The 24,033-nt window shown below is 55.2% G+C and carries 24 protein-coding genes; 6 read left to right on the top strand and 18 right to left on the bottom strand.

Annotated features, from left to right (window positions below):
- Positions 1 to 2 precede the first annotated feature (2 nt).
- The 8 genes from RDN66_RS22185 to putP all read right to left on the bottom strand — a co-directional run bounded on the left by RDN66_RS22185 (position 3) and on the right by putP (position 9,424).
- Positions 3 to 776: a MetQ/NlpA family ABC transporter substrate-binding protein gene (locus RDN66_RS22185; protein WP_248537310.1), complete on the bottom strand. Its 774-nt coding sequence runs from the start codon at positions 774 to 776 to the stop codon at positions 3 to 5.
- Between the two features lie 21 nt (positions 777 to 797).
- The gene (locus RDN66_RS22180) at positions 798 to 1,448 is read right to left on the bottom strand and encodes a methionine ABC transporter permease (protein WP_308538186.1); all 651 of its coding nucleotides are present in this window, start codon (positions 1,446 to 1,448) and stop codon (positions 798 to 800) included.
- 9 nt (positions 1,449 to 1,457) lie between these two features.
- Positions 1,458 to 2,681, bottom strand: coding sequence for an SfnB family sulfur acquisition oxidoreductase (locus RDN66_RS22175; protein ID WP_202216032.1), 1,224 nt, complete (start codon positions 2,679 to 2,681; stop codon positions 1,458 to 1,460).
- Between the two features lie 283 nt (positions 2,682 to 2,964).
- Positions 2,965 to 3,756, bottom strand: coding sequence for a phosphate starvation-inducible protein PhoH (phoH, locus tag RDN66_RS22170; protein ID WP_035896196.1), 792 nt, complete (start codon positions 3,754 to 3,756; stop codon positions 2,965 to 2,967).
- 613 nt (positions 3,757 to 4,369) lie between these two features.
- Positions 4,370 to 5,644, bottom strand: coding sequence for an iron uptake transporter deferrochelatase/peroxidase subunit (gene efeB / locus RDN66_RS22165; RefSeq protein WP_202216033.1), 1,275 nt, complete (start codon positions 5,642 to 5,644; stop codon positions 4,370 to 4,372).
- Positions 5,645 to 5,649: 5 nt separating this feature from the next.
- On the bottom strand, positions 5,650 to 6,777 hold the full coding sequence (efeO, locus tag RDN66_RS22160) for an iron uptake system protein EfeO (protein ID WP_202216034.1): 1,128 nt from the start codon (positions 6,775 to 6,777) through the stop codon (positions 5,650 to 5,652).
- 49 nt (positions 6,778 to 6,826) lie between these two features.
- A complete protein-coding gene (efeU, locus tag RDN66_RS22155; protein ID WP_202216035.1) occupies positions 6,827 to 7,660 on the bottom strand; it encodes an iron uptake transporter permease EfeU in 834 nt (277 codons plus the stop codon).
- A gap of 243 nt (positions 7,661 to 7,903) precedes the next feature.
- Complete coding sequence (putP, locus tag RDN66_RS22150; RefSeq protein ID WP_308538185.1) at positions 7,904 to 9,424, bottom strand: sodium/proline symporter PutP; 1,521 nt, start codon at positions 9,422 to 9,424, stop codon at positions 7,904 to 7,906.
- Between the two features lie 409 nt (positions 9,425 to 9,833).
- Between putP and putA the strand changes: the two genes are divergently transcribed.
- Complete coding sequence (gene putA, locus RDN66_RS22145; RefSeq protein ID WP_202216037.1) at positions 9,834 to 13,796, top strand: trifunctional transcriptional regulator/proline dehydrogenase/L-glutamate gamma-semialdehyde dehydrogenase; 3,963 nt, start codon at positions 9,834 to 9,836, stop codon at positions 13,794 to 13,796.
- Between the two features lie 139 nt (positions 13,797 to 13,935).
- On the opposite strand, the gene RDN66_RS22140 is transcribed toward putA, so the two are convergent.
- The 4 genes from RDN66_RS22140 to RDN66_RS22125 form a co-directional block, all read right to left on the bottom strand.
- Positions 13,936 to 14,283 (bottom strand): hypothetical protein, encoded by a 348-nt coding sequence (locus RDN66_RS22140; protein WP_202216038.1) that lies wholly within the window; start codon positions 14,281 to 14,283, stop codon positions 13,936 to 13,938.
- A gap of 4 nt (positions 14,284 to 14,287) precedes the next feature.
- Positions 14,288 to 15,073: a DUF4225 domain-containing protein gene (locus tag RDN66_RS22135; RefSeq protein ID WP_248537316.1), complete on the bottom strand. Its 786-nt coding sequence runs from the start codon at positions 15,071 to 15,073 to the stop codon at positions 14,288 to 14,290.
- A gap of 12 nt (positions 15,074 to 15,085) precedes the next feature.
- A complete protein-coding gene (locus tag RDN66_RS22130) occupies positions 15,086 to 15,400 on the bottom strand; it encodes a hypothetical protein (protein WP_202216040.1) in 315 nt (104 codons plus the stop codon).
- Positions 15,401 to 15,616: 216 nt separating this feature from the next.
- A complete protein-coding gene (locus tag RDN66_RS22125; protein WP_308538184.1) occupies positions 15,617 to 16,966 on the bottom strand; it encodes an MATE family efflux transporter in 1,350 nt (449 codons plus the stop codon).
- Positions 16,967 to 17,147: 181 nt separating this feature from the next.
- Between RDN66_RS22125 and RDN66_RS22120 the strand changes: the two genes are divergently transcribed.
- On the top strand, positions 17,148 to 17,543 hold the full coding sequence (locus RDN66_RS22120) for a lysozyme inhibitor LprI family protein (protein ID WP_035896680.1): 396 nt from the start codon (positions 17,148 to 17,150) through the stop codon (positions 17,541 to 17,543).
- Here the strand turns inward: RDN66_RS22120 and rutR are convergent.
- Together rutR and RDN66_RS22110 are read right to left on the bottom strand one after the other, a co-directional pair.
- Positions 17,540 to 18,178, bottom strand: coding sequence for an HTH-type transcriptional regulator RutR (gene rutR / locus RDN66_RS22115; RefSeq protein WP_035896678.1), 639 nt, complete (start codon positions 18,176 to 18,178; stop codon positions 17,540 to 17,542). The genes RDN66_RS22120 and rutR overlap by 4 nt on opposite strands.
- A 113-nt stretch (positions 18,179 to 18,291) precedes the next feature.
- Positions 18,292 to 18,468, bottom strand: coding sequence for a general stress protein (locus RDN66_RS22110; protein ID WP_035896676.1), 177 nt, complete (start codon positions 18,466 to 18,468; stop codon positions 18,292 to 18,294).
- 370 nt (positions 18,469 to 18,838) lie between these two features.
- Here RDN66_RS22110 and wrbA point away from each other — a divergent pair, with 370 nt between their 5' ends.
- Positions 18,839 to 19,444, top strand: coding sequence for an NAD(P)H:quinone oxidoreductase (gene wrbA / locus RDN66_RS22105; protein WP_035896674.1), 606 nt, complete (start codon positions 18,839 to 18,841; stop codon positions 19,442 to 19,444).
- Between the two features lie 20 nt (positions 19,445 to 19,464).
- Positions 19,465 to 19,692 (top strand): YccJ family protein, encoded by a 228-nt coding sequence (locus tag RDN66_RS22100; protein ID WP_035896671.1) that lies wholly within the window; start codon positions 19,465 to 19,467, stop codon positions 19,690 to 19,692.
- Positions 19,693 to 19,787: 95 nt separating this feature from the next.
- On the opposite strand, the gene RDN66_RS22095 is transcribed toward RDN66_RS22100, so the two are convergent.
- Genes RDN66_RS22095 through RDN66_RS22080 form a run of 4 tightly spaced genes read right to left on the bottom strand, consistent with a single transcriptional unit; the run spans position 19,788 to position 22,893 of the window.
- A complete protein-coding gene (locus RDN66_RS22095) occupies positions 19,788 to 20,471 on the bottom strand; it encodes an amino acid ABC transporter permease (RefSeq protein WP_202216041.1) in 684 nt (227 codons plus the stop codon).
- Positions 20,461 to 21,246: an amino acid ABC transporter permease gene (locus RDN66_RS22090; RefSeq protein WP_115074642.1), complete on the bottom strand. Its 786-nt coding sequence runs from the start codon at positions 21,244 to 21,246 to the stop codon at positions 20,461 to 20,463. The genes RDN66_RS22095 and RDN66_RS22090 overlap by 11 nt, the downstream gene beginning before the upstream one ends.
- Complete coding sequence (locus tag RDN66_RS22085) at positions 21,246 to 22,064, bottom strand: amino acid ABC transporter ATP-binding protein (RefSeq protein WP_202216042.1); 819 nt, start codon at positions 22,062 to 22,064, stop codon at positions 21,246 to 21,248. The genes RDN66_RS22090 and RDN66_RS22085 overlap by 1 nt, the downstream gene beginning before the upstream one ends.
- A gap of 1 nt (position 22,065) precedes the next feature.
- Positions 22,066 to 22,893 carry an ABC transporter substrate-binding protein gene (locus tag RDN66_RS22080; protein WP_227675098.1) on the bottom strand — a complete coding sequence of 276 codons (828 nt, stop codon included), beginning with the start codon at positions 22,891 to 22,893 and terminating at the stop codon, positions 22,066 to 22,068.
- A 429-nt stretch (positions 22,894 to 23,322) separates the two neighbouring features.
- On the opposite strand from RDN66_RS22080, the gene RDN66_RS22075 reads away from it, so the two are divergent.
- Together RDN66_RS22075 and RDN66_RS22070 are read left to right on the top strand one after the other, a co-directional pair.
- Positions 23,323 to 23,733, top strand: coding sequence for a Spy/CpxP family protein refolding chaperone (locus tag RDN66_RS22075; RefSeq protein WP_035894792.1), 411 nt, complete (start codon positions 23,323 to 23,325; stop codon positions 23,731 to 23,733).
- 19 nt (positions 23,734 to 23,752) lie between these two features.
- A complete protein-coding gene (locus RDN66_RS22070; protein WP_308538183.1) occupies positions 23,753 to 23,989 on the top strand; it encodes a late histone H1 in 237 nt (78 codons plus the stop codon).
- The last annotated feature ends 44 nt before the right edge of the window (positions 23,990 to 24,033 follow it).

Below are 24,033 nucleotides of genomic sequence, written 5' to 3'. Positions count from 1 at the left end.
TCCTAAAATCCGGGCACAATTTTTCCCTGATACCGGGTCAGAATAAACTGACGTACCGCATCGGAATTCAGCGCTTTCGCCAGCTTCTGGATGCCGGGATCGTTGATGTTATCCGGGCGGGCGACCAGATATTCGACGTACAGACTTTTCCCTTTTTCCACAATCAGCGCTTTATCCGTATCAATACCCGCTTCCAGCGCATAGTTAGCGAAGATAAACGCCAAATCCACCTGGCTTACTGCACGTGCCAGCATCGCCCCTTCCAATGGACGAATTTTAAAGTGGCGCGGATTGGCGATGATGTCTTTCTCCGTCGACTGCGGGTCTTCCGGGTTTTTGAGCGTAATAAGCCCAGCTTCGCTCAGCAGTACCAGCGCCCTGCCGGTATTCACCGGATCGTTAGGGATAGCGATAGTCGCGCCATCCGGCAGATCCTTAATGCTGGTGTATTTAGTGGAGTACGCGCCAAACGGCTCGATATGCACACCCACCACCGGCACCAGATGGGTGTGACGCGTCTTGTTATAGTCGTCAAGGAACGGACGATACTGGTAGTAGTTTGCATCGAGATGCTTCTCGGCAAGCTGCTGGTTAGGCTGAATAAAATCGTTAAAGACCTTAATCTTCAGATCCACGCCTTCTTTGGCGAGCTGTGGCTTTACGAATTCCAGAATTTCAGCATGCGGTACGGGAGTCGCGCCGACCACCAGCGTTTCATTGGCCACCGCCGATAAAGAGAACAGCGCCATCAGCCCAGCTATCACGGTCTTTTTCATTATGTCATCCTGTTGATATCACTATTTACGACTCATACGGCGCACCAGTCGGTCACCGCTCATTTGGAGAACTTGCACAAGAGCAATCAGCAGCACGACCGTCACCGCCATCACATCGGTCTGAAACCGCTGATAACCAAAACGTATCGCCAGATCGCCTAAGCCTCCGCCGCCTATCACCCCGGCCATCGAGGTGTAATCCACCAGAACAATGGACGTCACCGTCAACGCCGCGATCAGCCCGCCACGAGATTCCGGCAGCAGGGTGTGCCAGATAAGCTGCCAGGTATCGCCCCCCATCGCCCAGTTAGCCTCGATAAGCCCGTGGTCCACTTCACGCAGCGACGTCTCCACCAGGCGAGCAAAGAACGGCGCGCAGCCCGCCACCAGCGGGGGAATGGTGCCTTGTACGCCCAACGACGTGCCGGTTATCAAGGTGGTCAGCGGAATCATCACAATCAGCAAAATGATGAACGGCAGCGAACGCATTATGTTGACCAGCAGCGACAGCACGCGGTAGAGCAACCGGGGCTGCCCGGTCAGATAAAGAATGACGCCCAGCGGCAGCCCAATCAGCACCGTAAATCCCAGCGCCCAGCCCAGCATAATCAGGGTATCCAGCCCTGCCTGAGCGACATCGTTCCAGTCAATTCCGGCCAGAAAAGCGAGCATGCTCCCCCCTCAGTTCCAGTCGTGGCGCGCGGGGCGCTTTCCGTTCAGCACCCAGTTGCCCAGCAGGTGATACTTCCAGCGCACCGGGTCGTGCAGCGTATGCACGCGCCCGTTACGCCAGTGGCGATCGTAGTTGTAGCGCGGGTGTGTCGAGCGGGTGCCACCCAGTTCGAACAAACGCGTTGCGGCTTCCAGCGCCGCTTCGGTGGTGAATATTTTAGCTCGGGCGACGGCAATAGAGGCCAGCGCGACCGCCTCTTCCGAGAGGTCATGTTTATAGCGGTCCAGCACCTTACCGGCCTGCTCCAGCAGCGCATCGGCGGCGGCCAGGCGACTATCAAGCGCACCAATCTGGTAAACGGTCAGCGGGTCATCTCCTGCCCGCTCAACGCCAGCATCAATCCACGGACGGGCAAACTGATTCACAAAGCTGACGGTATCGTTCAATGCCGCGCGGGCAATTCCGGCATCAATAGCCGCGGTCGTTAGTTGGGCAAATGGCCCCGCAAGCGTTGGCGTGTCGTAGGACTTCCAGGTCGGTATCAGGTTAAACGGCTCCACCTGCAGGTTGTCAGCCAGCACCGTACCGCTCGAGGTGGTGCGCTGCCCCAGGCACGCCCAGTCGTTCACCACCGTCAGCCCCTTGGTGCCCCGCGGCACAAAGGCCAGCTGTGCTCGTCCCTCGTCGTCCAGCGCCAGCACGCCTAACCAATGGGCGTACAGCGAGCCGGTGCAGTAGCCTTTACGACCGTTTATCCGCAGGCCATCGGCGGTGTGGCTGATTCGCGTCTGAATGTCCTGCACTGTCTTGCCGCCGGTCTCCGACAGCGCGTTGGCAAAGCGATAGCCCTTCAGCGCCAGTTCAAAGAAATAGCGCTGCTGCTCTTCATTGCCCTGCAGACGAATATCCTCAAGCAGGCAGTAGTGATTCTGCGGAATTTGCCCCAGCGCCGGGTCAGCAGCAGAGATAATGGCAATCACCGCCGCGAGGGTCGCCGCGGACACCTCGGCCCCACCAAAACGGCGCGGCACGGTGATGCCCCACAGCCCGCTGTTGGAATAGGTGTTGACGACCTCAGGCGGTACCACTCCGCTCAGGTCGCGCTCGGACGCGCCGGGTTGCAGGAAAGCGGCGAGTTCATGGGCGATGCTAATCGCCTCTTCATCGCGGGTAATCACATGCGCATGAGGCGCAGCAAGGGTGTAGTCTGGGGTGGCTTGAGTCTCGGGCATAGCATGGTCTCTATAATGTTATCAGCACGGTCAGATGCAATTATCTTTTTGATATTCATGCATATCCCATTAAGGAATGAATGATTGCATCTTTTATCTTTTAGGTTATATGTGTTGATAGCAATGTTTATGCCAGCTTTAACTTCCAGTATTTCAAGCAGTTATACTTGACCAGAAGTACCAGAGAGTAGGATTTGCAACACGCCATTGCTGCAGCTGTTGTATTTGCAACAGCCAAAAATAACAAAGCCCGGTTTCCCGGGCTTTGCAGACGTTACAGCGGTTAGTAGTAGGCTTTCAGCGTGCGCTGGCAGAGCGCCGAGCGTACGCAGTCGTCTTTGGTGAAGCGCACAATACCTATCATTTCATCTTCTTCAAAACGGGCCAGCGCATCGCTAAGCCCGGACTGAACGCCGCGAGGCAGGTCACACTGGGTGATGTCCCCGTTCACGATAACCGTGACGTTCTCCCCGAGGCGAGTTAAAAACATCTTCATTTGCGCCGCGGTAACGTTCTGAGCCTCATCAAGAATCACCACCGCATTTTCAAATGTACGTCCGCGCATATAGGCGAACGGCGCGATCTCTACCTTACCGATTTCCGGGCGCAGGCAATATTGCATAAAGGAGGAGCCCAGTCGTTTCACCAGCACGTCATAGACGGGGCGGAAGTAAGGGGCGAATTTCTCCGAGATGTCTCCGGGCAGGAACCCCAGGTCTTCATCGGCCTGAAGGACGGGACGCGTCACGATAATCTTATTCACATCCTTATGAATGAGCGCCTCCGCAGCTTTCGCTGCGCTGATCCAGGTCTTGCCACAGCCCGCTTCGCCAGTCGCGAAGATCAGCTGCTTACTCTCAATAGCATGCAGGTAGTGGGCCTGAGCGTCATTGCGGGCGGCAATCGGCGAGGTGTCGCGACTGTCGCGCGCCATACCGATTGCTTCCACTCCACCACTCATTTGCACAAGCGAGGTGACCGATTCTTCTTCACGTTGTTTGTGGCTGCGTGAGTCACGTCTCAGCACACGTTTTGCTTCGCGATGAGCTTTGATCACTGCTTTTTGTCTTCCCATGGATAGCACCTTGAGTTGTTGGTATACATCACACGCGCTGAAAGCAGCGCGATTATGCGCACGAACGTCTGAGGTTTGGCTTCCTTGTAAGCCATAGCAACTGCCTGTTGAATTGACGAAAATGCACGGCTACGCGCACCGCGCAATACGTCGGGAACAACGGGTTGAATTCGAATTGGATGAAAAATTGAGGTGACGAAATCGCTGCCGGAGAGGGGGCCTCCGCGCTGGATGATGCGGGTTGAGGTTCTGCTTAGTCCAGTCAAGGACGCTACCATTCGCGATCTCCATAGTGAAACGGAAACTACCGCTATATTTATTATTACATCCAAATCAACAAAAGATGCAACATAATTTTTACACAAACATAACGATGGCTTTCAGAGATAGCATCTGACACTTATGTGACAGTTTTATATCAATCAGGGGAGAAATGAAAAAAAAGGACTGATTGTTGGTGATATTCTGAAGTTTGGGAGAAATCCCGGGGTCGTTTGCGCTCGCCCGGGCTACAAATATGCACTGCCGGATGGCGGCGTGAACGCCTTATCCGACCTACAAGCGTGCGCCGTACAATGTAGCCCGGCCAAGCAAAGTGCCGCCGGGACTGCACTCAAGCTTGCAACAGCGTGCTGCCCAAATAACTCTTATCCGAAGCCACACCCGGCAGCACAAAGAAATACCCGCCGCCAATCGGCTTCACGTACTCCTCAAGCGCTTCACCGTTCAGGCGTTTTTGCACCGTCAGGAACCCTTTTTCAAGGTCATGCTGATAACAAACAAACAGCAGCCCCATATCGAGTTGACCGGAGTTAGAGACCCCCAGCGAATAGCTGTAACCCCGCCGCATCATCAGGCTCGACTGCGTCTCTTTCGTGCGCGGGTTGGCCAGACGAATGTGGCTATCCAGCGCAATCACATCACCGTTCGGGTCACGGACGTAGTCAGGCGTATCGTGCTCGTTCTTCATCCCCAGCGGCGCGCCGCTGTGCTTATCACGCCCGAAAATCGTCTGCTGCTCTTTAAGCGGCGTACGATCCCAGGACTCAACGTGGAACTGAATAATGCGCACGGCCTGATACGAACCGCCCTTCGCCCACGCCGGTTCACCCTGATCGCCCGTTACCCACACCACCTCGTCCATCAACGGTTTATCGCTGCCGTCCGGGTTGGCGGTGCCGTCTTTAAAACCGAGCAGGTTGATTGGCGTCTCTTTGCCTTTGCTGCGCGCCGCGTGGTCGGAGATAAATCCTTCCCGCTTCCAGCGCACGCTGAGCAAGTCCGGCGAGTGCTTGATGATATCGCGCAGCGCGTGGATAACCGTGTCCTGCGTGTTGGCGCAAATCTGCAGCAGCAAGTCGCCATGGCACAGGGCCGCATCCAGCGCATCGTTCGGGAAGCGCGTCATCTTCTGTAGCTTTTTCGGCGCTTTATCCGCAAGACTAAAGCGGCTGTCGAACAGCGAGTGACCAACGGAGACCGTCATGGTCAGGTTATCCGGTGCGATAAACGCCCCGAGAATCCCCGAGTCCATCGGCGGCAGACGCGGATTCGGCGTATCCGGTGCCGGACCGCCTTTGGTGAGGAAGGCAATGCGGTCGGTCAGCAGACGGAACAGACGCTCAAGGTCTGATTTATCTGCCGCCAGCACGTCAAACGCCACCAGCATCATCGCAGCCTGCTGCGGCGTCAGTACGCCCGCCTGGTGCTCGCCGTAAAACGGCTGGGTTTCCATCCGGCTGTTCGCCGCCGGAGCCTCGCTGGCTTTCGCCGCGTGCGCCACCGGGCAACCGCCGGAAATCGCCAGCGCGCCTCCCAGCGCGCCGATCCCTTTTAATAAACGACGACGTGACGGTTCGTTCAGGTCGTCAGAGTGCTGCTTTGCCATCTTGCTTAGTCCAGACCCAGGATCCCACGAAGCTGCGCCAGATCTTCCGCCAGAGTGGTGATCGGCCCTTTCAGCGCATTGCGGTCCGCATCGGTCAGCTTGTCATAGGTTTCGAAGCCGTCTTTGGTGCGGTATTTGCTCAGAATGGCGTCCACTTTCTTGAAGTTAGCGTCAATCTTCGCCAACAGCGCGCTGTTCTCTTTCTGCAGTTGAGGACGCAGCAGGTCAACAATCTTCTGCGCACCGTCGATGTTAGCCTGGAAGTCCCACAGGTCGGTGTGGCTGTAACGGTCTTCTTCACCGCTGATTTTGCTCGCCGCGACTTCTTCAATCAGGCCAGCTGCGCCGCCCACCACTTTTGACGGCGGGAAGGCCAGTTCAGAAATACGTTTTTGCAGATCCAGCACGTCGGTATTCAGCTGGTCAGCATAGTGCTCCATACCTTTCACGCTGTTGTCGCCAAACAGCGCTTTTTCCAGACGGTGGAAGCCGGTGAATTTCGGATCCGCCGCTTTCTGTTCGTAGTCGTCTTCACGGGCATCGATACTGCCGTCGAGGTCAGAGAACAGCTCGGCAATCGGTTCGATACGCTCGTAGTGCTGACGGGTAGAGGCGTACAGGGATTTCGCTTTGGCGATATCACCCGCTTTCACCGCATCGGTAAAGGCTTTGGTGCCTTTAACCAGCTCTGCTGTTTCAGCAGTGACGTAGGCTTTATATGCGGTAATCGCGTCGTTCAGGCTCAGCAGCGCGTTGGCTTTCGCCGCGTCTTTGGTCGCTTCACCGGTAACAATCAGCTTACCTTTCGGGTTAGTCAGCAGGCCGCAGGTCATGTCGTATTCACCCGGCTGCAGGTTGGCGGTCATCTTCTGGGTGAAGCCCGGCGCGATGTTCTCACGCTCTTCCACCACCATCACCCCTTTGAGGATCTCCCACTCCAACGCTTTCTGGCTGTGGTTCTGGATGATGAACTGGGTTTTACCCGCTTTCACGGTGATGGACATCGGTTCACACTGTTTGTCGTTTACCGTCACTTTAACCTGCGGAATATCGGCAGCCTGTGCCATAAACGCCGTAGAGAAGAGTGCTGCGATGCCCGTCTGCAACGCGCTGCGGCGGAAGTTCTTGGTCATGGTCCATCCCTTTCAATAAGTAGTTGTCACTAAACAGCCGTTATCTGCCTTATGGGGCGATACGTGATGTTGATGTAGCAGCGCGTGGCGGCCAGAAGAACAGCGCCAGTGCGGGAATCAGATACAGGAAATAGACCGCCACTTCGCTGACGCTCGGCGCTTCCTGATAACCAAAGATGCCTTCCAGCAGCGTGCCGAAAAGCGAATGCGTGGTCAGCGTACCGCTGAGGTCGAAGGCCACATCCTGGAACGCGTTCCACAGGCCCGCTTCATGGAAGGCGCGAATCGCCCCAGCCGCAAGCCCTGCCGCTACCAGAAGAATAAACAGGCTCGTCCAGCGGAAGAACACGCCGAGGTTGAGGCGAATACCGCCCCAGTAAAGCAGGAAACCCAGCACGATGGCTGTTGCCAGACCCAGGATAGCCCCCAGCGGCGGCCAGATGCCGAGCTCCTGCTGGAATGCCGCCAGCAGGAAGAAGACCGACTCCAGCCCTTCACGTGCTACGGCGAAAAAGACCATCATGATCAGCGCCCAGCCGTGGTTATTGCCCTTTTGCAGCGCGTTATCCACCGCCTGCTCCAGCTGCTGCTTGACGTTGCGGGACACTTTACGCATCCAGAACACCATCCACGTCAGGATAACCACTGCCACCACGGCCACCAGCCCTTCAAACAGCTCCTGCTCTTTTTGCGGGAACTCGCCGGTCGTTTCGTTGATGAAAATGCCCAAACCTAAGCACAGCGCAGCGGCCAAAATCACGCCAATCCACATGACCCCAATCCAGCGACCGCGCTGCGTGCGCTTCAGATAGCTGGCAATCAGGCTGACAATCAGCGCAGCTTCCAGCCCTTCGCGCAGCATAATGAGAAAAGGAACAAACATGCGGACATCCTTAAATGTTTAACGCCGTCAACTTTTGCAAAGACAGGTAAATGTGAGTGATAGTGATTATCATTAAGCCAAAAATAAACACAAGCGAAATGTGAGGGAAATAATGACGAGATGTAAAAAAATAGCGCGAATATAGTTACGCTCGTTATCAGGTGCAAACATAAAAAAAGCCCGCAAAAATGCGGGCTTGAGAGAGTTGCCGGGTTGGTACACCGAGCTACCCCGGAGGCGGCGCTATCGCACCTCGTCCGGGCTACTTAAGCGGGACGGCGGTGCGGAGTGATAATGCGCGTCCGCTTTGGCAAAGCGTTCCTGCATGCTTGCCGACGGCGCTTTGTCCAGCAGGCTAAACAGGACAATACCGACGCTGCCAAAGATAAAGCCAGGAATGATTTCATACAGCCCCAGCCAGCCGAACTGTTTCCAGACGATCACGGTCACCGCACCGATAATCATCCCGGCCAGTGCGCCGTTGCGGGTCATACGTGACCACATCACCGAGAACAGCACCACCGGGCCAAACGCGGCGCCGAAGCCTGCCCACGCGTAGCTCACCAGACCCAGCACGCGGTTTTCCGGATTTGCCGCCAGCGCAATAGCCACCAGCGCCACCACCAGCACCATAAAGCGCCCCACCCACACCAGCTCTTTCTGGCTGGCGTTTTTACGCAGAAACGCTTTATACAAATCTTCGGTAATCGCACTTGAGCACACCAGCAGCTGACAGCTCAACGTTGACATCACCGCCGCCAGAATCGCTGACAGCAGGATCCCAGCAATCCACGGGTTAAACAGAATCTGCGCCAGCTCGATAAATACGCGCTCGGCGTTCTGGCTCACCGGCCCTGCCACCGACGGGTTGTTCTGGAAGTAGGCAATCCCGAAGAAGCCCACGGCAACCGCCCCAGCCAGACACAGGATCATCCAGGTCATACTGATACGGCGCGCGTGCACAATGCTGTGGTGGGAGTCGGCGGCCATAAAGCGCGCCAGAATGTGCGGCTGACCAAAATAGCCCAGGCCCCAGCCCATCAGCGAAATAATGGCAACGAAATTCAGACCTTTGAGCATATCCATGTTTTCAATGCTCTTTTGCTTGATAACTTCCAGCGAGTCACCGAGGCCACCCACGGCGAAGATAACGATAACCGGCGTGAGGATCAGCGCAAAAATCATCAGGCTGGCCTGCACGGTATCGGTCCAGCTCACCGCGAGGAAGCCGCCGATAAAGGTGTAGAGGATAGTCGCTGCCGCTCCCGCCCACAGTGCGGTTTCGTAGCTCATGCCAAAGGTGCTTTCAAACAGACGCGCACCGGCAACAATCCCGGAAGCGCAGTAGATGGTGAAGAACAGCAGGATAACCAGCGCGGAGATAATACGCAGCACCCGGCTATTATCTTCAAAACGCCCGGTGAAGTAGTCCGGCAGCGTTAAGGCGTTGTTGTTCGCCTCGGTGTGCACGCGCAAGCGCCCGGCCACCAGCTTCCAGTTGATCCACGCGCCAACGGTCAGACCGATGGCGATCCAGCTTTCTGAAATACCGGAAATGAAGATAGCGCCCGGTAGCCCCATCAACAGCCAGCCGCTCATATCAGATGCACCGGCGGAAAGCGCGGTCACGAACGGGCCCAGGCTGCGGCCGCCGAGGATATAGTCATCGAAATTTTTGGTGTTGCGCCATGCAAAGAAGCCAATAAGCATCATGCCAAAAATATAAACAACAAAGGTCACCAGCATCGGTGTACTAATAGTCATTAAATTCTCCAGAATTATGCGTCGGCAACATCCCAATTTGCCGTCTTTATCATTGCCGGAACGGGGCAATCATTTGAAGCGACCGTATCCTGACGGAAGCGGAATTAATTCACAAACGATTTAACACTGCATTTACATAGAATGCATTAGCCCGCTGATAGCATTTTCCTATAGGTTGCACTCCCTCACGTTTTTTACGGTTGCACCACGAATAACTGTTAAGTGGCGCATAAAATCAGCTCGCAATATCCATTTTCCAGGGTGTTTTCCATAAGTTTTACCATTAACAATTAACTCATTTTTAAGCCTGCAACGGACGTCACATTTAACACGGTTGCACAAAGTTGCAACATGATGGATATTCCTGTTACGCAATTACTATGACAACCGAGCAACAGGAGTAGATGGCATGGGCACCACCACCATGGGGGTTAAGCTGGATGACGCAACGCGTGAGCGCATTAAGAGTGCGGCGACACGTATCGACCGCACCCCTCACTGGCTCATAAAGCAGGCAATTTTTAACTATCTGGAAAAGCTCGAAAACGATGAAGTCTTGCCGGAGCTGCCTGCGCTACTGTCAGGTGCCGCGAACGAGAGTGATGAATCTGCCCAGCCGGCAGAAGAAATCCACCAGCCGTTCCTCGAATTCGCCGAGCAGATCCTGCCGCAATCAGTGACCCGTGCGGCGATTACCGCCGCCTGGCGCCGCAGCGAAACCGACGCCGTGCCAATGCTGATGGAGCAGGCCCGCTTGCCGCAGCCGATTGCCGAACAGGCGCATCAGTTGGCCTGGAAACTGGCGGAAAAGCTGCGCAACCAGAAAACCGCCAGCGGCCGCGCCGGGATGGTACAGAGCCTGTTGCAGGAATTCTCCCTCTCCTCTCAGGAAGGCGTGGCGCTGATGTGCCTCGCGGAAGCGCTGCTGCGTATTCCTGACAAAGCCACCCGCGATGCCCTTATCCGCGACAAAATCAGCAACGGTAACTGGCAGTCGCACATTGGCCGCAGCCCGTCGCTGTTCGTCAACGCCGCCACCTGGGGGCTGCTGTTTACCGGCAAACTGGTCTCTACCCACAACGAAACCAGCCTGTCGCGCTCGCTGAACCGCATTATCGGTAAGAGCGGTGAGCCGCTGGTGCGTAAAGGCGTGGACATGGCGATGCGCCTGATGGGCGAACAGTTCGTGACCGGTGAAACCATCGCCGAAGCGCTGGCCAACGCCCGTAAGCTTGAAGAAAAAGGCTTCCGCTACTCCTATGATATGCTCGGCGAAGCCGCGCTGACTGCCGCCGATGCGCAGGCCTATATGGTCTCCTATCAGCAGGCGATTCACGCCATTGGTAAAGCGTCCAACGGCCGTGGCATCTATGAAGGCCCGGGGATCTCCATCAAACTCTCCGCCCTGCACCCACGCTACAGCCGTGCGCAGTACGACCGCGTGATGGATGAACTCTATCCGCGCCTGAAATCGCTGACCCTACTGGCGCGCCAGTACGATATCGGCATTAACATCGACGCCGAAGAGGCCGATCGTTTAGAGATCTCCCTCGATCTGCTGGAAAAACTGTGCTTTGAGCCAGAGCTGGCAGGCTGGAACGGCATTGGCTTCGTAATTCAGGCCTACCAGAAGCGCTGCCCGTTTGTTATCGACTACCTGATTGACCTCGCCACCCGCAGCCGTCGCCGCCTGATGATCCGTCTGGTGAAAGGCGCCTACTGGGATAGCGAAATTAAACGTGCGCAGATGGACGGCCTCGAAGGCTATCCGGTCTACACCCGCAAGGTGTACACCGACGTCTCTTATCTCGCCTGCGCGAAAAAACTGCTCGGCGTGCCGAACCTTATCTACCCGCAGTTTGCCACCCACAACGCCCACACTCTGGCAGCGATTTATCAACTGGCGGGCAATAACTACTACCCGGGTCAGTACGAGTTCCAGTGCCTGCACGGCATGGGCGAACCGCTGTACGAGCAGGTTGTCGGCAAAGTGGCGGAAGGCAAACTGAACCGTCCATGCCGTATTTATGCGCCGGTGGGCACTCACGAAACGCTACTGGCCTATCTGGTGCGTCGTCTGCTGGAAAACGGCGCTAACACCTCGTTCGTTAACCGTATCGCCGACAGCAGCCTGCCGCTGGACGAGCTGGTTGCCGACCCGGTGCTGGCGGTTGAGAAAATGGCGCTACAGGAAGGTGCGTCCGGTCTGCCGCATCCGAAGATCCCACTGCCGCGTGACCTCTATGGTAAGGGCCGCGTCAACTCCGCCGGTCTGGATATCACCAACGAACATCGTCTGGCTTCCCTCTCCTCGTCGCTGCTCAATAGCGCGCTGCATAAGTGGACGGCGAAGCCGATGCTGGAGCATCCGGTTGCCGACGGCGATATGGTGTCGGTGATTAACCCGGCTGAACCGAAAGATGTGGTGGGCTATGTCCGCGAAGCGACGTCCAGCGAAGTAGAACAGGCGCTGGAAAGCGCGGTGAACAACGCGCCAATCTGGTTCGCCACTCCGCCGCAGGAACGTGCCGCAATTCTGGAACGCGCCGCGGTGCTGATGGAAGATCAGATGCAGCCGCTGATGGGGATTCTGGTGCGTGAAGCCGGGAAAACCTTCAGCAACGCCATTGCCGAAGTGCGTGAAGCGGTCGACTTCCTGCACTACTACGCCGGTCAGGTTCGTGACGATTTCGATAACGAAACTCACCGTCCGCTGGGCCCGGTGGTCTGTATCAGCCCGTGGAACTTCCCGCTGGCTATCTTTATGGGTCAGGTGGCCGCCGCCCTTGCCGCCGGTAACAGCGTGCTGGCCAAACCGGCCGAGCAGACCCCGCTGATTGCCGCTCAGGGTATCGCCCTGCTGCTGGAAGCGGGCGTACCGGCAGGCGTGGTGCAGTTGCTGCCAGGCCGCGGCGAAACCGTCGGTGCGCAGCTGACCGGTGATGCCCGCGTGCGCGGCGTGATGTTTACCGGTTCTACCGATGTTGCCACCCTGCTGCAACGCAATATTGCCACCCGTCTCGACGCTCAGGGCCGCCCGACGCCGCTGGTGGCGGAAACCGGCGGCATGAACGCGATGATCGTTGACTCCTCCGCGCTCACCGAGCAGGTGGTGGTTGACGTGGTAGCCTCGGCCTTCGATAGCGCGGGACAGCGCTGCTCGGCGCTGCGTGTGCTCTGCCTGCAAGACGATATCGCCGACCACACGCTGACCATGCTACGCGGCGCGATGGCGGAATGCCGGATGGGCAATCCGGGCCGTCTGACCACCGATATCGGGCCGGTTATCGATGCTGAAGCGAAAGCCGGTATTGAGAACCATATCCAGACCATGCGCGCCAAAGGCCGTACCGTATTCCAGGCCGCGCGTGAAAATGCCGAGGACAGCCGCGAGTGGCAAACCGGTACCTTTATTCCGCCAACGTTGATTGAGCTCGAGAGCTTCGACGAGCTGAAAAAAGAGGTCTTCGGTCCGGTGCTGCACGTGGTGCGCTACAGCCGGAATCAGCTGGATTCATTGGTTGAACAGATCAATGCCTCCGGCTACGGTCTGACCCTCGGCGTGCATACCCGTATTGATGAAACTATCGCTCAGGTCACCGGCAGCGCGAAAGTCGGCAACCTGTACGTTAACCGTAATATGGTGGGCGCGGTCGTTGGCGTGCAGCCGTTCGGCGGTGAAGGTCTCTCCGGCACCGGTCCGAAAGCGGGTGGCCCGATGTACCTGTACCGCCTGCTGGCGAGCCGTCCAGAAACGGCGCTGGCGAAAACGCTGGCGCGTCAGGATGCGGGTCAGGTGGTTGATACTCAGCTCAAAACGCTGCTGGAAAAACCGCTCACCGAGCTGCAAAGCTGGATGGCCGGTCGTCCGGAGCTGCTGGCGCAGAGCAAGCTGTATAGCGAGCTGGCGCAGGCCGGTACTCAGCGCGTGCTACCAGGGCCAACCGGCGAGCGCAACACCTGGACGCTGGTGCCGCGCGAGCGCGTACTGTGCGTGGCCGATAACGAGTCGGACCTGCTGACGCAGCTGTCGGCGGTGATGGCGGTCGGCAGCGAAGTGCTGTGGCAGGATGCGCCGCTGCAGCGTGAACTGGTGAAATCATTGCCGAAAGCGGTGAGCGAGCGTATCCACTTCGCGAAACCGGAAACGCTGATGAACGCCTTCTTCGATGCGGTGATTTACCACGGTGATTCTGACCAGCTGCGCGAACTCTGCGAGCTGGTGGCGGCGCGCGACGGAGCGATTGTTTCGGTGCAGGGTTTTGCCCGCGGTGAAACCAATCTGCTGCTGGAGCGTCTGTACCATGAGCGTTCGCTCAGCGTGAACACCGCCGCAGCGGGCGGGAACGCCAGCTTGATGACGATTGGTTAAGAGGTTCAAACCCCGCCTATTACTAAGAAATTCCCAGTAATAGGCGGTAAAAAATAACGGCATAGAATATTGTGATCTACTGGTTGTGCTAACAATTCAGGGAGACCATATCTATGTCCGTTCGTTCATTTATTCTCATTTAAATCCCTCGTAACTTGATATAAACCATCCAAATCTTAAAGTAATTTCTATGCAGCCGACAGGTTAACTCGATAACAAAAAACGACAACCCGAATATTAAAAAAAACGCCCATAACTCACTAAGATCTTTCTGTGTAATTGAAAATATAAAAAATGACATAATAAAAAACAGAATAACATCAACCTTAATGACTCTTGCATCTGTTAATAAATAAGCCTTTTGCAAGCTTATCTTATTTTCATTAGCAAAACGAATAAGCTTTTGCGCTCTATATTCACTTAACCCCGCAAGTCTAATACCATCAATTAAATCCTTATTATTCTGATCATATTTTTTGAAGAGCATATCCTTATTCCCTCAAATCAGACCAATTAGTACTTTCTCCACCAAGAAGTTGATAAATTGTGAATCCACTAGCGGCATCACCGGTTAACTCATTAGCGCTCCCAACGGCACCCAGGGTTCTCCAACTGCGAATATAATCTTCCTGTATATAGCGGAATAATTTCCACGAATCGGTTTTCAACGTAAGCGTTGAGGCTGAACCAAATGAAAGAACAAGATCTCCCGTTGAAAAAACAATATCCCCACCCTTTTCATCACCGCCTAAAAGTTTAACAGCCTGACGATAGGCATACCTCAAAGGCATTTTCTTAGGATCCTCATGATATAATAAATAATAACCATTTTCCCAAACATTCTCACTTCCCTGCATCATTAAAGGTATCCCATAACTTTTACAGGCAGCGCCAAGGCTTGCTTTACATAAACCAAAGCCGCCGATGGCTTGCATTGCCCCACTAACGAAGCCAACTCGTTTTAATGATATTGTTAGAATAGAATGTTTTACTCTTTCACGCTCAACTATTGCATATAATTTAATACTCTCCATTCTTAAGTTCATATAATGTTGAGTTAACGACATATGATATTCACGCAATTTATCCATCGCCCTGCCAAAATCTAATTTCCCATACCGATATTCATCAAGGCAAGCTGATGTGACTCTACGTTCCTCGTTCATATATTTTGAACGTATATCCGGATCGTGAAGATATTGAAAACCTATATCATAGACAAGCTGGTCAATTTTTTCTTTTTCACGTTGCAAGTTCATTAATCCATAGCTACTCAAAATAATCTCCTATTATTTTCCGAGCAATTTATATTGAATTTTAATGCTCCAAATCAAATTTATGACAAACGGCGTGAAGAAGAGCGAAGCAAAAGCAACAGCAATACAGAAAAGAATGTTTGCTATTAAATACTCTATCCCTTCAGAAAGAGACGAAAAAATTACAGCTGATAGTAAAGCCATACTCCAGGCGTAATATTTCCAGGCATAGAGAAAAAACGCCCGGCTTAAACTGATTTTTTTCAATTTTGCCAACTTAATCAGGATAGCGGCATCCTTTTTTTTCATGCCAGCTTTCGCTAGTATCTCTTCCCATTCATTATTCATTCAATGCTTCTATTATTTGTTAATGATAAATATAAAAAATACATACAAGAAACAATTACAGTTTTAAAGTACTCTTAGTGGAATAATAACAAAGTGACAAAGATCAAATCGTTTATTTCGTTATGCCAGAAATATGAGGTTCCCTCAGAGCGATTGCCGGTTTTTTAATTTGGGAACCGTCCGGGATCGCATGCGCTCGCCCGGGAAATTCACTAGCTAGAAGACAGATTTCGTCGTCCACACCCGGCTACGCCATCGCCGGTACATCAGCATCGCCCGCAGCCCTTCATCAATAATGTACGCCATCCAGACCCCAACCAGCCCCAGCCCGAACGAAATACCCAACAGGTAGGAAAACGGCAGGCTGACAATCCACATCACGATAATCCCGCAGATAAACGGAAAGCGAACGTCGCCGGTCGCGTTCAGACTGCTGATGACGATGATATTGGTCGCGCGTCCCAGTTCGAGCAAAATCGACAGCATAAACAGTTTCTTAGTCAGGGCGATGATTTCCTGATTCGGGGTAAAGAGCTGCATAATCGGCTCGGCGAGCAGGTAAATAACCACGCTGATAGACAAGGCCACCGCCAGACCCAACCGCCAGCTTTTAATCCCCTGGCGGTACGCCGCATCAATTTCACGCGCGCCCACCGCACGGCCAATGATAATCTGTGAGGCCTGGCCGATAGACATGGCAAACAGCGCGACAAACTGGCTGATCGTTGAAGCGTAAACCTTGGTAGTTAGCGCTTCGGTGCCGAGAAAAGCGATAATCGCCGTCACCACCAGCTGCGAGCCCGCGTAAGAGAGGTTCTCCCCCGCCGACGGCAGCCCGTAGCGTAAAATGGCTCCCAGCATTTTGCGCGAGCACTGCTTCAGCTTCTGCCAGCGGAACACGTAGCCAATGTACTTTTTCAGCATCCACGCCGACATCAGCATACCAATAACGTTGGCGATACATACCGCAATACCCGCGCCGGTCACCCCGAGGTCGAGAAAACTCAGCTTGCCGTAGAGAAACAGGTAGTTGAACACCACGTTGATCACGCTGACCGTGACAGGTACCAGCATCGCCTGACGAACGTAGCCGTGGGTACGCAGAATGGGCAGAATAGACGAATAGAGGGCGATAACCACCGAAATGCCGCCGATGATGCGAATAAACGGCGAACCGACCACCACCAGCGCCTCGCTTAGCCCCAGCATGCGCAAAAACGCATCGCCGAAAAGAATAAAGATAAGGCTCATCGCCACGCCGATAAGAAAAGCCACTACCAGCCCGTTGGTGATCACCCGCTCCACGCGCTTAAACCGCTGCGCACCAATCAGCTGCGCGACCACAATCTGCACGCCAACGGTCAAAAAGCCGTAGAAGATAACGGAAATGGCCAGAATCTGGTTAGCGACCCCGGTGGCAGCAACGGCCTCATCGGAATAGTGTCCCAGCATGAAAACGCTAACGTACCCCAGCATCAGCCGCAGCAGTTGCTCCACAAAAATTGGCCACGCCAGCGTAAAAAGCGTTAACCGAGGCTGAACGTTGGTACCGGACATCACTGTCATTTCCCTTCCCTCTCTCCGTGCAAGTGCGCGATCATCAACCTTCTACACCAAAGACGTCCAGTCGATCGTTGCGCCACCTTTCAAATTCAGAAAAACGAGCGGTGGTTGGAGGAGATTCAGAGGTAAAATCGTGCTATATCCTGAGCCTAAGCGCCGTATGAATAATCTGGAGAGTCAACCGATGAAACGTCTCTTACCCGCCCTTGCCCTGCTGCTGAGCAGCGGTTATGCCCTGGCGGACGAGTGTGCCGATGCCACTACGCAGGCTGATTTAAACACCTGCTCCGCTGCGCAGTATCAGGCGGCAGATAAAAAGCTCAACCAAACCTGGCAGGACGTGCTGAAGCGCGCAGAGCCCGCGCAGCGAGATTTACTGAAGAAAGCGCAGTCAGCGTGGATTGCGCTGCGCGATGCGGACTGTGCGTTTATCAGCTCCAGTAGCCATGGCGGCAGCGCGCAGCCGATGGTGAATAGCCAGTGCCTGACCGACAAAACTAACGAGCGCGAAGCGTTTCTCTCCTCGCTGTTACAGTGTGAAGAGGGCGACCTGAGCTGCCCTCTGCCGCCCGCCAGCTAACGGACGCGGATACCGTCGATGATGATGCGCTGGACGTTGTCGACGGTCTGCTGAAAGAAGGTTTCGTCGCGCAGGGTTTTCCCGGTCACCGCCTCCACCTGGGTGGCAAAATCAGCGTAATGCTGGGTCGTCGCCCAGATCATAAAGATCAGATGGTGCGGGTCGATAGGCGCGAGCTTGCCCGCACTCACCCACGCGGCAATGATGGCCGACTTCTCCACCACCAGCGCTTTCAGGTCGCCGGTCAGCTCATCCATCACCAGCGGCGCGCCCTGCAGCATCTCCAGACAGAACAGCTTCGAGGCCTGTGGGTAATCACGCGAGACCTCAAGCTTGAGACGGATGTACTCTTTAATTGCCACCAGCGGCGCCAGATCTTCCCGAAATGCCTTCAGCGGCGCCAGCCAGATATCGAGGATCTGCTGCATCACGGCCACGTAAAGCGCCTCTTTTGACGGGAAGTAGTAAAGCAGATTGGTTTTCGATACCCCGGCCAGCTCCGCCACTTGTTCAAGGCGCGTGCCGTGGATCCCGTATTGTGAAAAGGTATTCAGCGCGGCGGTAAGGATAGCCTGTTTCTTCGCACTGACAGCCTGCGAACGTTTGCCACCTTTTTTTACTGCATCCTGAGCCATGCGCCCTCTCCTTGTTATTTACGGCATCAATACCTATTTTGCGGGTTACGGCCATAAAAAGAAACCGCCGGATTATCCGGCGGTTAGGAGAGAGGCAGACAATTCACGCACCGCTAGCTGCCGCGGTGGCTACCATGGCTGTTTTTCCCGCCTTTTTTGCCCGCTTCCGAGGCGCGTTGGGGATCGTTCTTGAAGTTCCCGCCGCTGTGTTGGCCGCCCTTACGACCTGCTTCTGATGCTCTTTCACGGTCTTCGGCAAAATTGCCGGAACCGCCACGATGGTTTGCCATTACTGACCTCCGGTTGAGAGAACGACATAGTGCATTACGTAATTCAAAGCGCATTCACCCGCCGTATTGCGCGGGTAGTAATAAGGTTAGCCGTCGCAGCGGCAGCGCAGGCGGATTGGTCACATTTTGTCATATCTAGCGCCCGTTTTTTCAAGGCGACACCTCGCCCCATGCGTAATCGGCTCTTATGGTAGAGGAAAAACGGTCATAAAAAAGTGTGTCAGCCTACGTCAAAAGGCACAGCGGCGGCAAAAAATCATGCCACCCAGGCGCGGATAAATTGCCGAATCGTTGCAGCGAATCCGTCATTTGCGACTATGCTTAAACATGCTTGTTAGGTAACCGACGAATTTGACACAGGAGAGTTAAGATGAGTGGAAATGCAAGTGTTCTGGTGCTCTATTATTCTATGTACGGACACATCGAAACGATGGCTAAAGCGGTAGCCGAAGGCGCAAATAAGGTCGACGGCGTTGACGTCACCATCAAGCGCGTACCAGAAACAATGCAGGCTGAAGCCTTTGCCAAAGCAGGCGGCAAAGCGCAGGCGGTTCCCGTCGCCACCCCACAAGAACTGGCTGATTACGACGCCATTATCTTCGGTACTCCTACCCGCTTCGGCAATATGGCCGGGCAAATGCGCACCTTCCTCGACCAGACCGGCGGCCTGTGGGCGTCCGGCGCGCTGTACGGCAAACTGGCCAGCGTCTTTAGCTCAACCGGTACCGGCGGCGGACAGGAGCAGACCATTACTTCAACGTGGACGACCCTCGCCCACCACGGTATGGTGATTGTGCCGATTGGTTACGCGGCTCAGGAACTGTTTGATGTTTCTCAGGTTCGCGGCGGCACGCCATATGGCGCAACCACTATCGCTGGCGGAGACGGTTCACGCCAGCCAAGCCAGGAAGAGCTGTCCATCGCCCGTTATCAGGGTGAATACGTGGCAGGCCTGGCCGTCAAAATGAAAGGCTAATGATTTAAGGGAGAAGCGATATGCCGACACAAGAAGGCAAGGCTCATCATATTGGTGAATGGGCCAGTCTGCGCAACACGTCGCCTGAAATCGCCGAAGCGATTTTTGAGCTGGCCAAATTTGATGAAAAAACGGCAGAGAAAATCTGGGAAGAAGGCAGCGATGCCGTTCTCGAACTGGCCTTCAGCAAAACCGATAAAGACGCGCTCTTCTGGGGCGAACAAACCATCGAACGTAAAAACGTGTGATGGTCTAAACCCGGCGTCGGCGTAAACGCCTCAGCCGGGCTACCACCCTCTGTCATTCTTAGCCCGGCCGAGCATCGCGACGCCGGGTTTGTTTTTTATACCGCCACCCGCCGCTGCCAGCGTTTTGCCACCCTTTCCAGCCCAAAACACAGCAGATAATAGACCACGCCGATAAAGACAAAGATCGCCGTCGGGTAGATCTGCACGCGGTTGTTCACCTGCCCCGCCACCGTGGTTAATTCTGGTACATTGACGATAAACGCCAGCGAGGTGTCCTTCAGCAGGCTGATAAAAATCCCCACCAGCGAAGGCAGCACGTTGCGAAGGGTTTGAGGCAGCAAAATCAGCCGCAGGCTCTGCCCGGCGCTAAAGCCCTGGGTCAACGCCGCTTCATACTGTCCGGTAGGCAGCGCGCGCAGCCCCGCCAGCACCGAGTGCATCACCATTGCTGCGGTAAACCACGCCAGCGCCAGCGTTACCGTCACCGCACCCGGCAGGTCGCTCCCGGTCAGCATTGGCAGCAGATACCACAGCCAGAAGATAACGAAAATCAGCGGAATCCCGCGTATTATCTCCGCCCACAGGTAAAGCAAGCGTCGGGTCAAACCAGAGAATCGCCACGCCGCGCAGGCCAGCAGAATGCCGCCCGGCAGCGCCAGCGCGCCGGCGCCTATCGCCATCATCAGCGTCAGCGCTACGCCACCGGGTTCGCCATCGGCCAGCCGTCCCCACAGCAGATAGTCGAGGTTGTCGTAAATTACCGCCAGATTAGCGTTCATTCACCGCACCTCCCGCCACGCTCGCCGCCGCCTTCCGCACGCGCTTAGGCTGCCCCACCGGTTTAGGTCCCAGACGGCTCAACAACAGCCCCAGCGCCATGCCGGTCAGCAGATAGAGGACGGTGCCCACCGCGAAAGCCTCCAGCGCATGCGCGTTGTAGCTTTCGATTTGCCGCACCTGATAGGTCAACTCAGCAAAACCAATGCCGCTCGCCAGCGACGAGAGCTTCATCAGATTCAGATACTGCCCCACCACCGGCTGCCAGGCGTTAGCCAGCCCTTGCGGCAGCAAAATATGTCGCAGCAGTCCATAGGTCGAAAACCCCTGCGCCAGCGCCGCTTCGCGCTGGCCGTTCGGCACGCTTTGCAGCCCAGCCGCTATTTCCTCAATCAAGAACGCCGAGGTAAAGACGCCAAGACCCCACGCCGAGCACAGAAACTCCGGCGTCAGCCACCAGACGTTGCCGGGCAGAATCGACCAGTCGTGCGGGTCGTTGACAAAATTCCGCAGCCCCTGCGGCAGGAAGTTCCACGCCGCGAAATACCAGAACAGCAACTGTACCAGCAGCGGCGTATTGCGAAACAGCGACACCCAGCAGGCGGTGATACCCTGCCCCAACCGCCCACCAGCGAGACGCAGCAGTAAAAACAGCGCCGCCAGTACGCTTGCCAGCATAATCCCGGCAAGCGATACCCACAGCGTGGTGAGAAAGCCCGAGATAAGCCATTGTAGAGGCTGCCCGCTCAGTACCCCCTGCCAGTCGAAATTCACCATCACGCCGTCTGCTCCTGGTGCAGCGGGTCCAGCACCTTCTGCAGAAAACGCCGTGCGCGCGGATGCTGCGGACGGGCAAAAAACTCCGCAGGAGGCGCGACCTCCAGCACATCGCCGCCGTCAATAAACACCACTCTGTCGGCAATTTCGCGGGCAAACTGCATTTCGTGGGTCACCACAATCATGGTGATCCCGCTGTGGGCCAGAGACTGCATGACATGCAGCACTTCGCCGATCATTTCCGGATCCAGCGCCGAGGTGGGCTCATCAAACAGGATGATTTGCGGTGAAGAGGCCAGTGCACGAGCAATCGCCACGCGCTGCTGCTGGCCGCCGGAAAGCTGTGAAGGCATGGACTCCGCCTTTTCCGCAAGCCCGACTTTTTGCAGTAGCTCCCGCGCGCGCTGCTCAGCATCGCTGCGCTTCCAGCCGTGGACCGACTCCAGCGCCAGCATGATGTTCTGCGCCGCCGTGAGATGAGCATAAAGATTGAACTGCTGAAAGACGAAACCAATTCGGCTGCGCAGCTGACGCAACGCCCGCCCGCTCAGCTGACTGGTCGGCTTGTCGTCAATCAGGATCTCACCGCCGCTAAGGCTTTCAAGCTGGTTTATCAGGCGGATCAGGGTCGATTTCCCCGAGCCCGAAGGCCCGAGGATCGCCACCACTTCGCCGGGATTAATCGTCAGATCGATGCCGTTCAACACCCGATGACTGCCGTACGCTTTGACTGCCTGACGGAACGCCACGCTGGCATTGCGCAGATGTGAAAAATCCGCGGACTTCGCCGCGGAATGAGAGAATAAAGCCGACAACATATTATTTTGCTTCTATGGTGAAGGAACGCGGCTGAGGCGCTTTGGTGGAAGGGCCAAACCAGGTGTCGTAGATTTTCGCTGCATCGCCTGATTTCTCAAGCGCCACCAGCTCATCGTTCACCGCTTTCAGCAGTGCCGGTTCACCCTTTTTCACGCCTACGCCGATTTCTTCTTTGCTCAGCAGATCCGGCAGGATTTTAAATTTGGCTTTATCCGGCGCTTCGCCCAGCAGGCCCGCCAGAATGGTGCTGTCCTGGGTAATCGCCTGCACGTTGCCGTTACGCAGCGCGGTTAAAGCCAGCGGAATGTCATCATAAGAGAGCACGCGCGCCTGCGGGAAGCGCTGATGCAGCGTTTGCTCGCCGGTCGTGCCCTTCACAGCACCGATGCGCGCTTTGCTGTAGTCGTCGAGCTTATCGCCGCCGGTCGCCGGTACCAGGAACTGCTGACCGGTGACGAAGTACGGGGTGGAGAAATCGATAACCTGCGCGCGCTCCGGGGTAATGGTGATATCAGCAACAATCAGATCGGCCTTGCCGGATTGCAGCAGCGGGATACGGTTCGCCGGGTTCGTCGCCACCAGCTCCAGCTTCACGCCCAGCGATTTTGCCAGCGCTTTGGCGAAATCAACGTCGTAGCCCACCAGTTCGTGAGTCTTCGCATCCACAGAACCAAACGGCGGGTTAGCATCAAAGGTGGCCACTTTGACTACGCCCTTGGCCTTAATATCCGCCAGCTGATCGGCCTGCGCGGTGAAGGTCGTCAGGCCGGTCGCCACCAGACCGGTGAGAAGAGCGAGCTGTGCAACTGTCTGTTTTGTCTTTGCCATAATCTTTCTGGATACCCCTGTTTTTGTATTGTCTTTTTACGCTCCCACACCGCCATCGGCGGAACAAATAACGATTCGCTATGCTTTATAACCAAATATCATTTGGCGAAAGTAATTGTTATCTAAAGGTAAAATCTGATTAACAACGCCAGATATCGCAAATGCTTTGCACAATTTCATCTTTCCATTGCCGTGGATTTCCTGCTGAAATGGTCGAAAAGAAAACCGTAACATTAAGAAGGTCTTAATACGTAAACAGTTATGATTTCCTGGAGTCATTGTTTCCCATCGTTACCAACTGACACAACAATCCGCGAGCATCCAGAGTGACTGGCAACCTATCATTGCCCCGACATAAATAAGGGGGATTTTCCTCCGTTGCCTGACGCTTCCTTCAGCGTCAATTTGAATGCTTTATGGATGACTACAATGAAAAAATTTACCCGCACTGCTTTACTGGTCGCTACGCTTGCTGGCGCGACTTTTGCCGCTCAGGCTGCTGATACCACCGCCGCCCCTGCGCCAGCTCAGGACCCAATCGTTCAGCACCTGAAGCTGACCGATGCTCAGGTTTCCAAAATCAAAACGCTGCACCAGCAGCTGGAGAAAAACGTCCAGGCCATCTCAATGAAAGATGTCAAAGACGGCATGATCATCGACATGATCCAGTCCGGCAAATGGAATGAAGCGGGTGTGAAACAACAGCTGGCGGCGTTCAGTAAAGTGGACCAGCAGGTTCGCTACTACAAAGTGAAATACTACTTTGACTTAAGCCAGGTGCTGACCGCTGACCAGCGTAAGCAGGTCCAAAACGATCTGGCTCAGGCAGCGGCGGAGTAAGCAACATGAAAAAATCGCGATGATGTTAGGCGCCTGCGCACTGCTGGCAATGGGTGCGGCGAATGCGGCCAACGGCCAGGCAGTAGCGAACGCAAAAACCGCCTGTCAGAACAACCCAACCCAGTGCGCTCAGGCGAAGAGCACGGCAAAAGCTAACGCGCAGAAAGAAGCGAAAGCAGCAAAAGACGCCTGTGCGAAAAACCAGACGGCCTGTAATAACGCGAAAGCGAAAGCTAAAAGCGCGGTGCAGAAGTAAGCCACGGTAGTGAAAACAAAAAAGGCCGCGGGGAGATATTCCGG

It is taken from the genome of uncultured Kluyvera sp. (assembly GCF_902485085.1).
GTDB classification, from domain to species: Bacteria; Pseudomonadota; Gammaproteobacteria; order Enterobacterales; family Enterobacteriaceae; genus Kluyvera; species Kluyvera ascorbata.
This window is presented reverse-complemented; position numbering and strand designations above follow the sequence as displayed.

Bases quoted from the DNA above. Each gene is read 5' to 3' on its own strand.
- RDN66_RS22110 (WP_035896676.1), bottom strand. From the start codon at position 18,468: ATGGCAAACCATCGTGGCGGTTCCGGCAATTTTGCCGAAGACCGTGAA.
- RDN66_RS22080 (WP_227675098.1), bottom strand. From the start codon at position 22,893: ATGGCAAAGACAAAACAGACAGTTGCACAGCTCGCTCTTCTCACCGGT.
- efeU (WP_202216035.1), bottom strand. From the start codon at position 7,660: ATGTTTGTTCCTTTTCTCATTATGCTGCGCGAAGGGCTGGAAGCTGCG.
- RDN66_RS22185 (WP_248537310.1), bottom strand. From the start codon at position 776: ATGAAAAAGACCGTGATAGCTGGGCTGATGGCGCTGTTCTCTTTATCG.
- wrbA (WP_035896674.1), top strand. From the start codon at position 18,839: ATGAGTGGAAATGCAAGTGTTCTGGTGCTCTATTATTCTATGTACGGA.
- RDN66_RS22125 (WP_308538184.1), bottom strand. From the start codon at position 16,966: ATGACAGTGATGTCCGGTACCAACGTTCAGCCTCGGTTAACGCTTTTT.
- RDN66_RS22175 (WP_202216032.1), bottom strand. From the start codon at position 2,681: ATGCCCGAGACTCAAGCCACCCCAGACTACACCCTTGCTGCGCCTCAT.
- RDN66_RS22090 (WP_115074642.1), bottom strand. From the start codon at position 21,246: ATGGTGAATTTCGACTGGCAGGGGGTACTGAGCGGGCAGCCTCTACAA.
- RDN66_RS22120 (WP_035896680.1), top strand. From the start codon at position 17,148: ATGAAACGTCTCTTACCCGCCCTTGCCCTGCTGCTGAGCAGCGGTTAT.
- RDN66_RS22075 (WP_035894792.1), top strand. From the start codon at position 23,323: ATGAAAAAATTTACCCGCACTGCTTTACTGGTCGCTACGCTTGCTGGC.
- RDN66_RS22095 (WP_202216041.1), bottom strand. From the start codon at position 20,471: ATGAACGCTAATCTGGCGGTAATTTACGACAACCTCGACTATCTGCTG.
- phoH (WP_035896196.1), bottom strand. From the start codon at position 3,756: ATGGGAAGACAAAAAGCAGTGATCAAAGCTCATCGCGAAGCAAAACGT.
- RDN66_RS22140 (WP_202216038.1), bottom strand. From the start codon at position 14,283: ATGCTCTTCAAAAAATATGATCAGAATAATAAGGATTTAATTGATGGT.
- RDN66_RS22070 (WP_308538183.1), top strand. From the start codon at position 23,753: ATGATGTTAGGCGCCTGCGCACTGCTGGCAATGGGTGCGGCGAATGCG.
- RDN66_RS22085 (WP_202216042.1), bottom strand. From the start codon at position 22,064: ATGTTGTCGGCTTTATTCTCTCATTCCGCGGCGAAGTCCGCGGATTTT.
- efeB (WP_202216033.1), bottom strand. From the start codon at position 5,644: ATGGCAAAGCAGCACTCTGACGACCTGAACGAACCGTCACGTCGTCGT.
- rutR (WP_035896678.1), bottom strand. From the start codon at position 18,178: ATGGCTCAGGATGCAGTAAAAAAAGGTGGCAAACGTTCGCAGGCTGTC.
- RDN66_RS22180 (WP_308538186.1), bottom strand. From the start codon at position 1,448: ATGCTCGCTTTTCTGGCCGGAATTGACTGGAACGATGTCGCTCAGGCA.
- RDN66_RS22130 (WP_202216040.1), bottom strand. From the start codon at position 15,400: ATGAATAATGAATGGGAAGAGATACTAGCGAAAGCTGGCATGAAAAAA.
- RDN66_RS22100 (WP_035896671.1), top strand. From the start codon at position 19,465: ATGCCGACACAAGAAGGCAAGGCTCATCATATTGGTGAATGGGCCAGT.
- efeO (WP_202216034.1), bottom strand. From the start codon at position 6,777: ATGACCAAGAACTTCCGCCGCAGCGCGTTGCAGACGGGCATCGCAGCA.
- putP (WP_308538185.1), bottom strand. From the start codon at position 9,424: ATGACTATTAGTACACCGATGCTGGTGACCTTTGTTGTTTATATTTTT.
- putA (WP_202216037.1), top strand. From the start codon at position 9,834: ATGGGCACCACCACCATGGGGGTTAAGCTGGATGACGCAACGCGTGAG.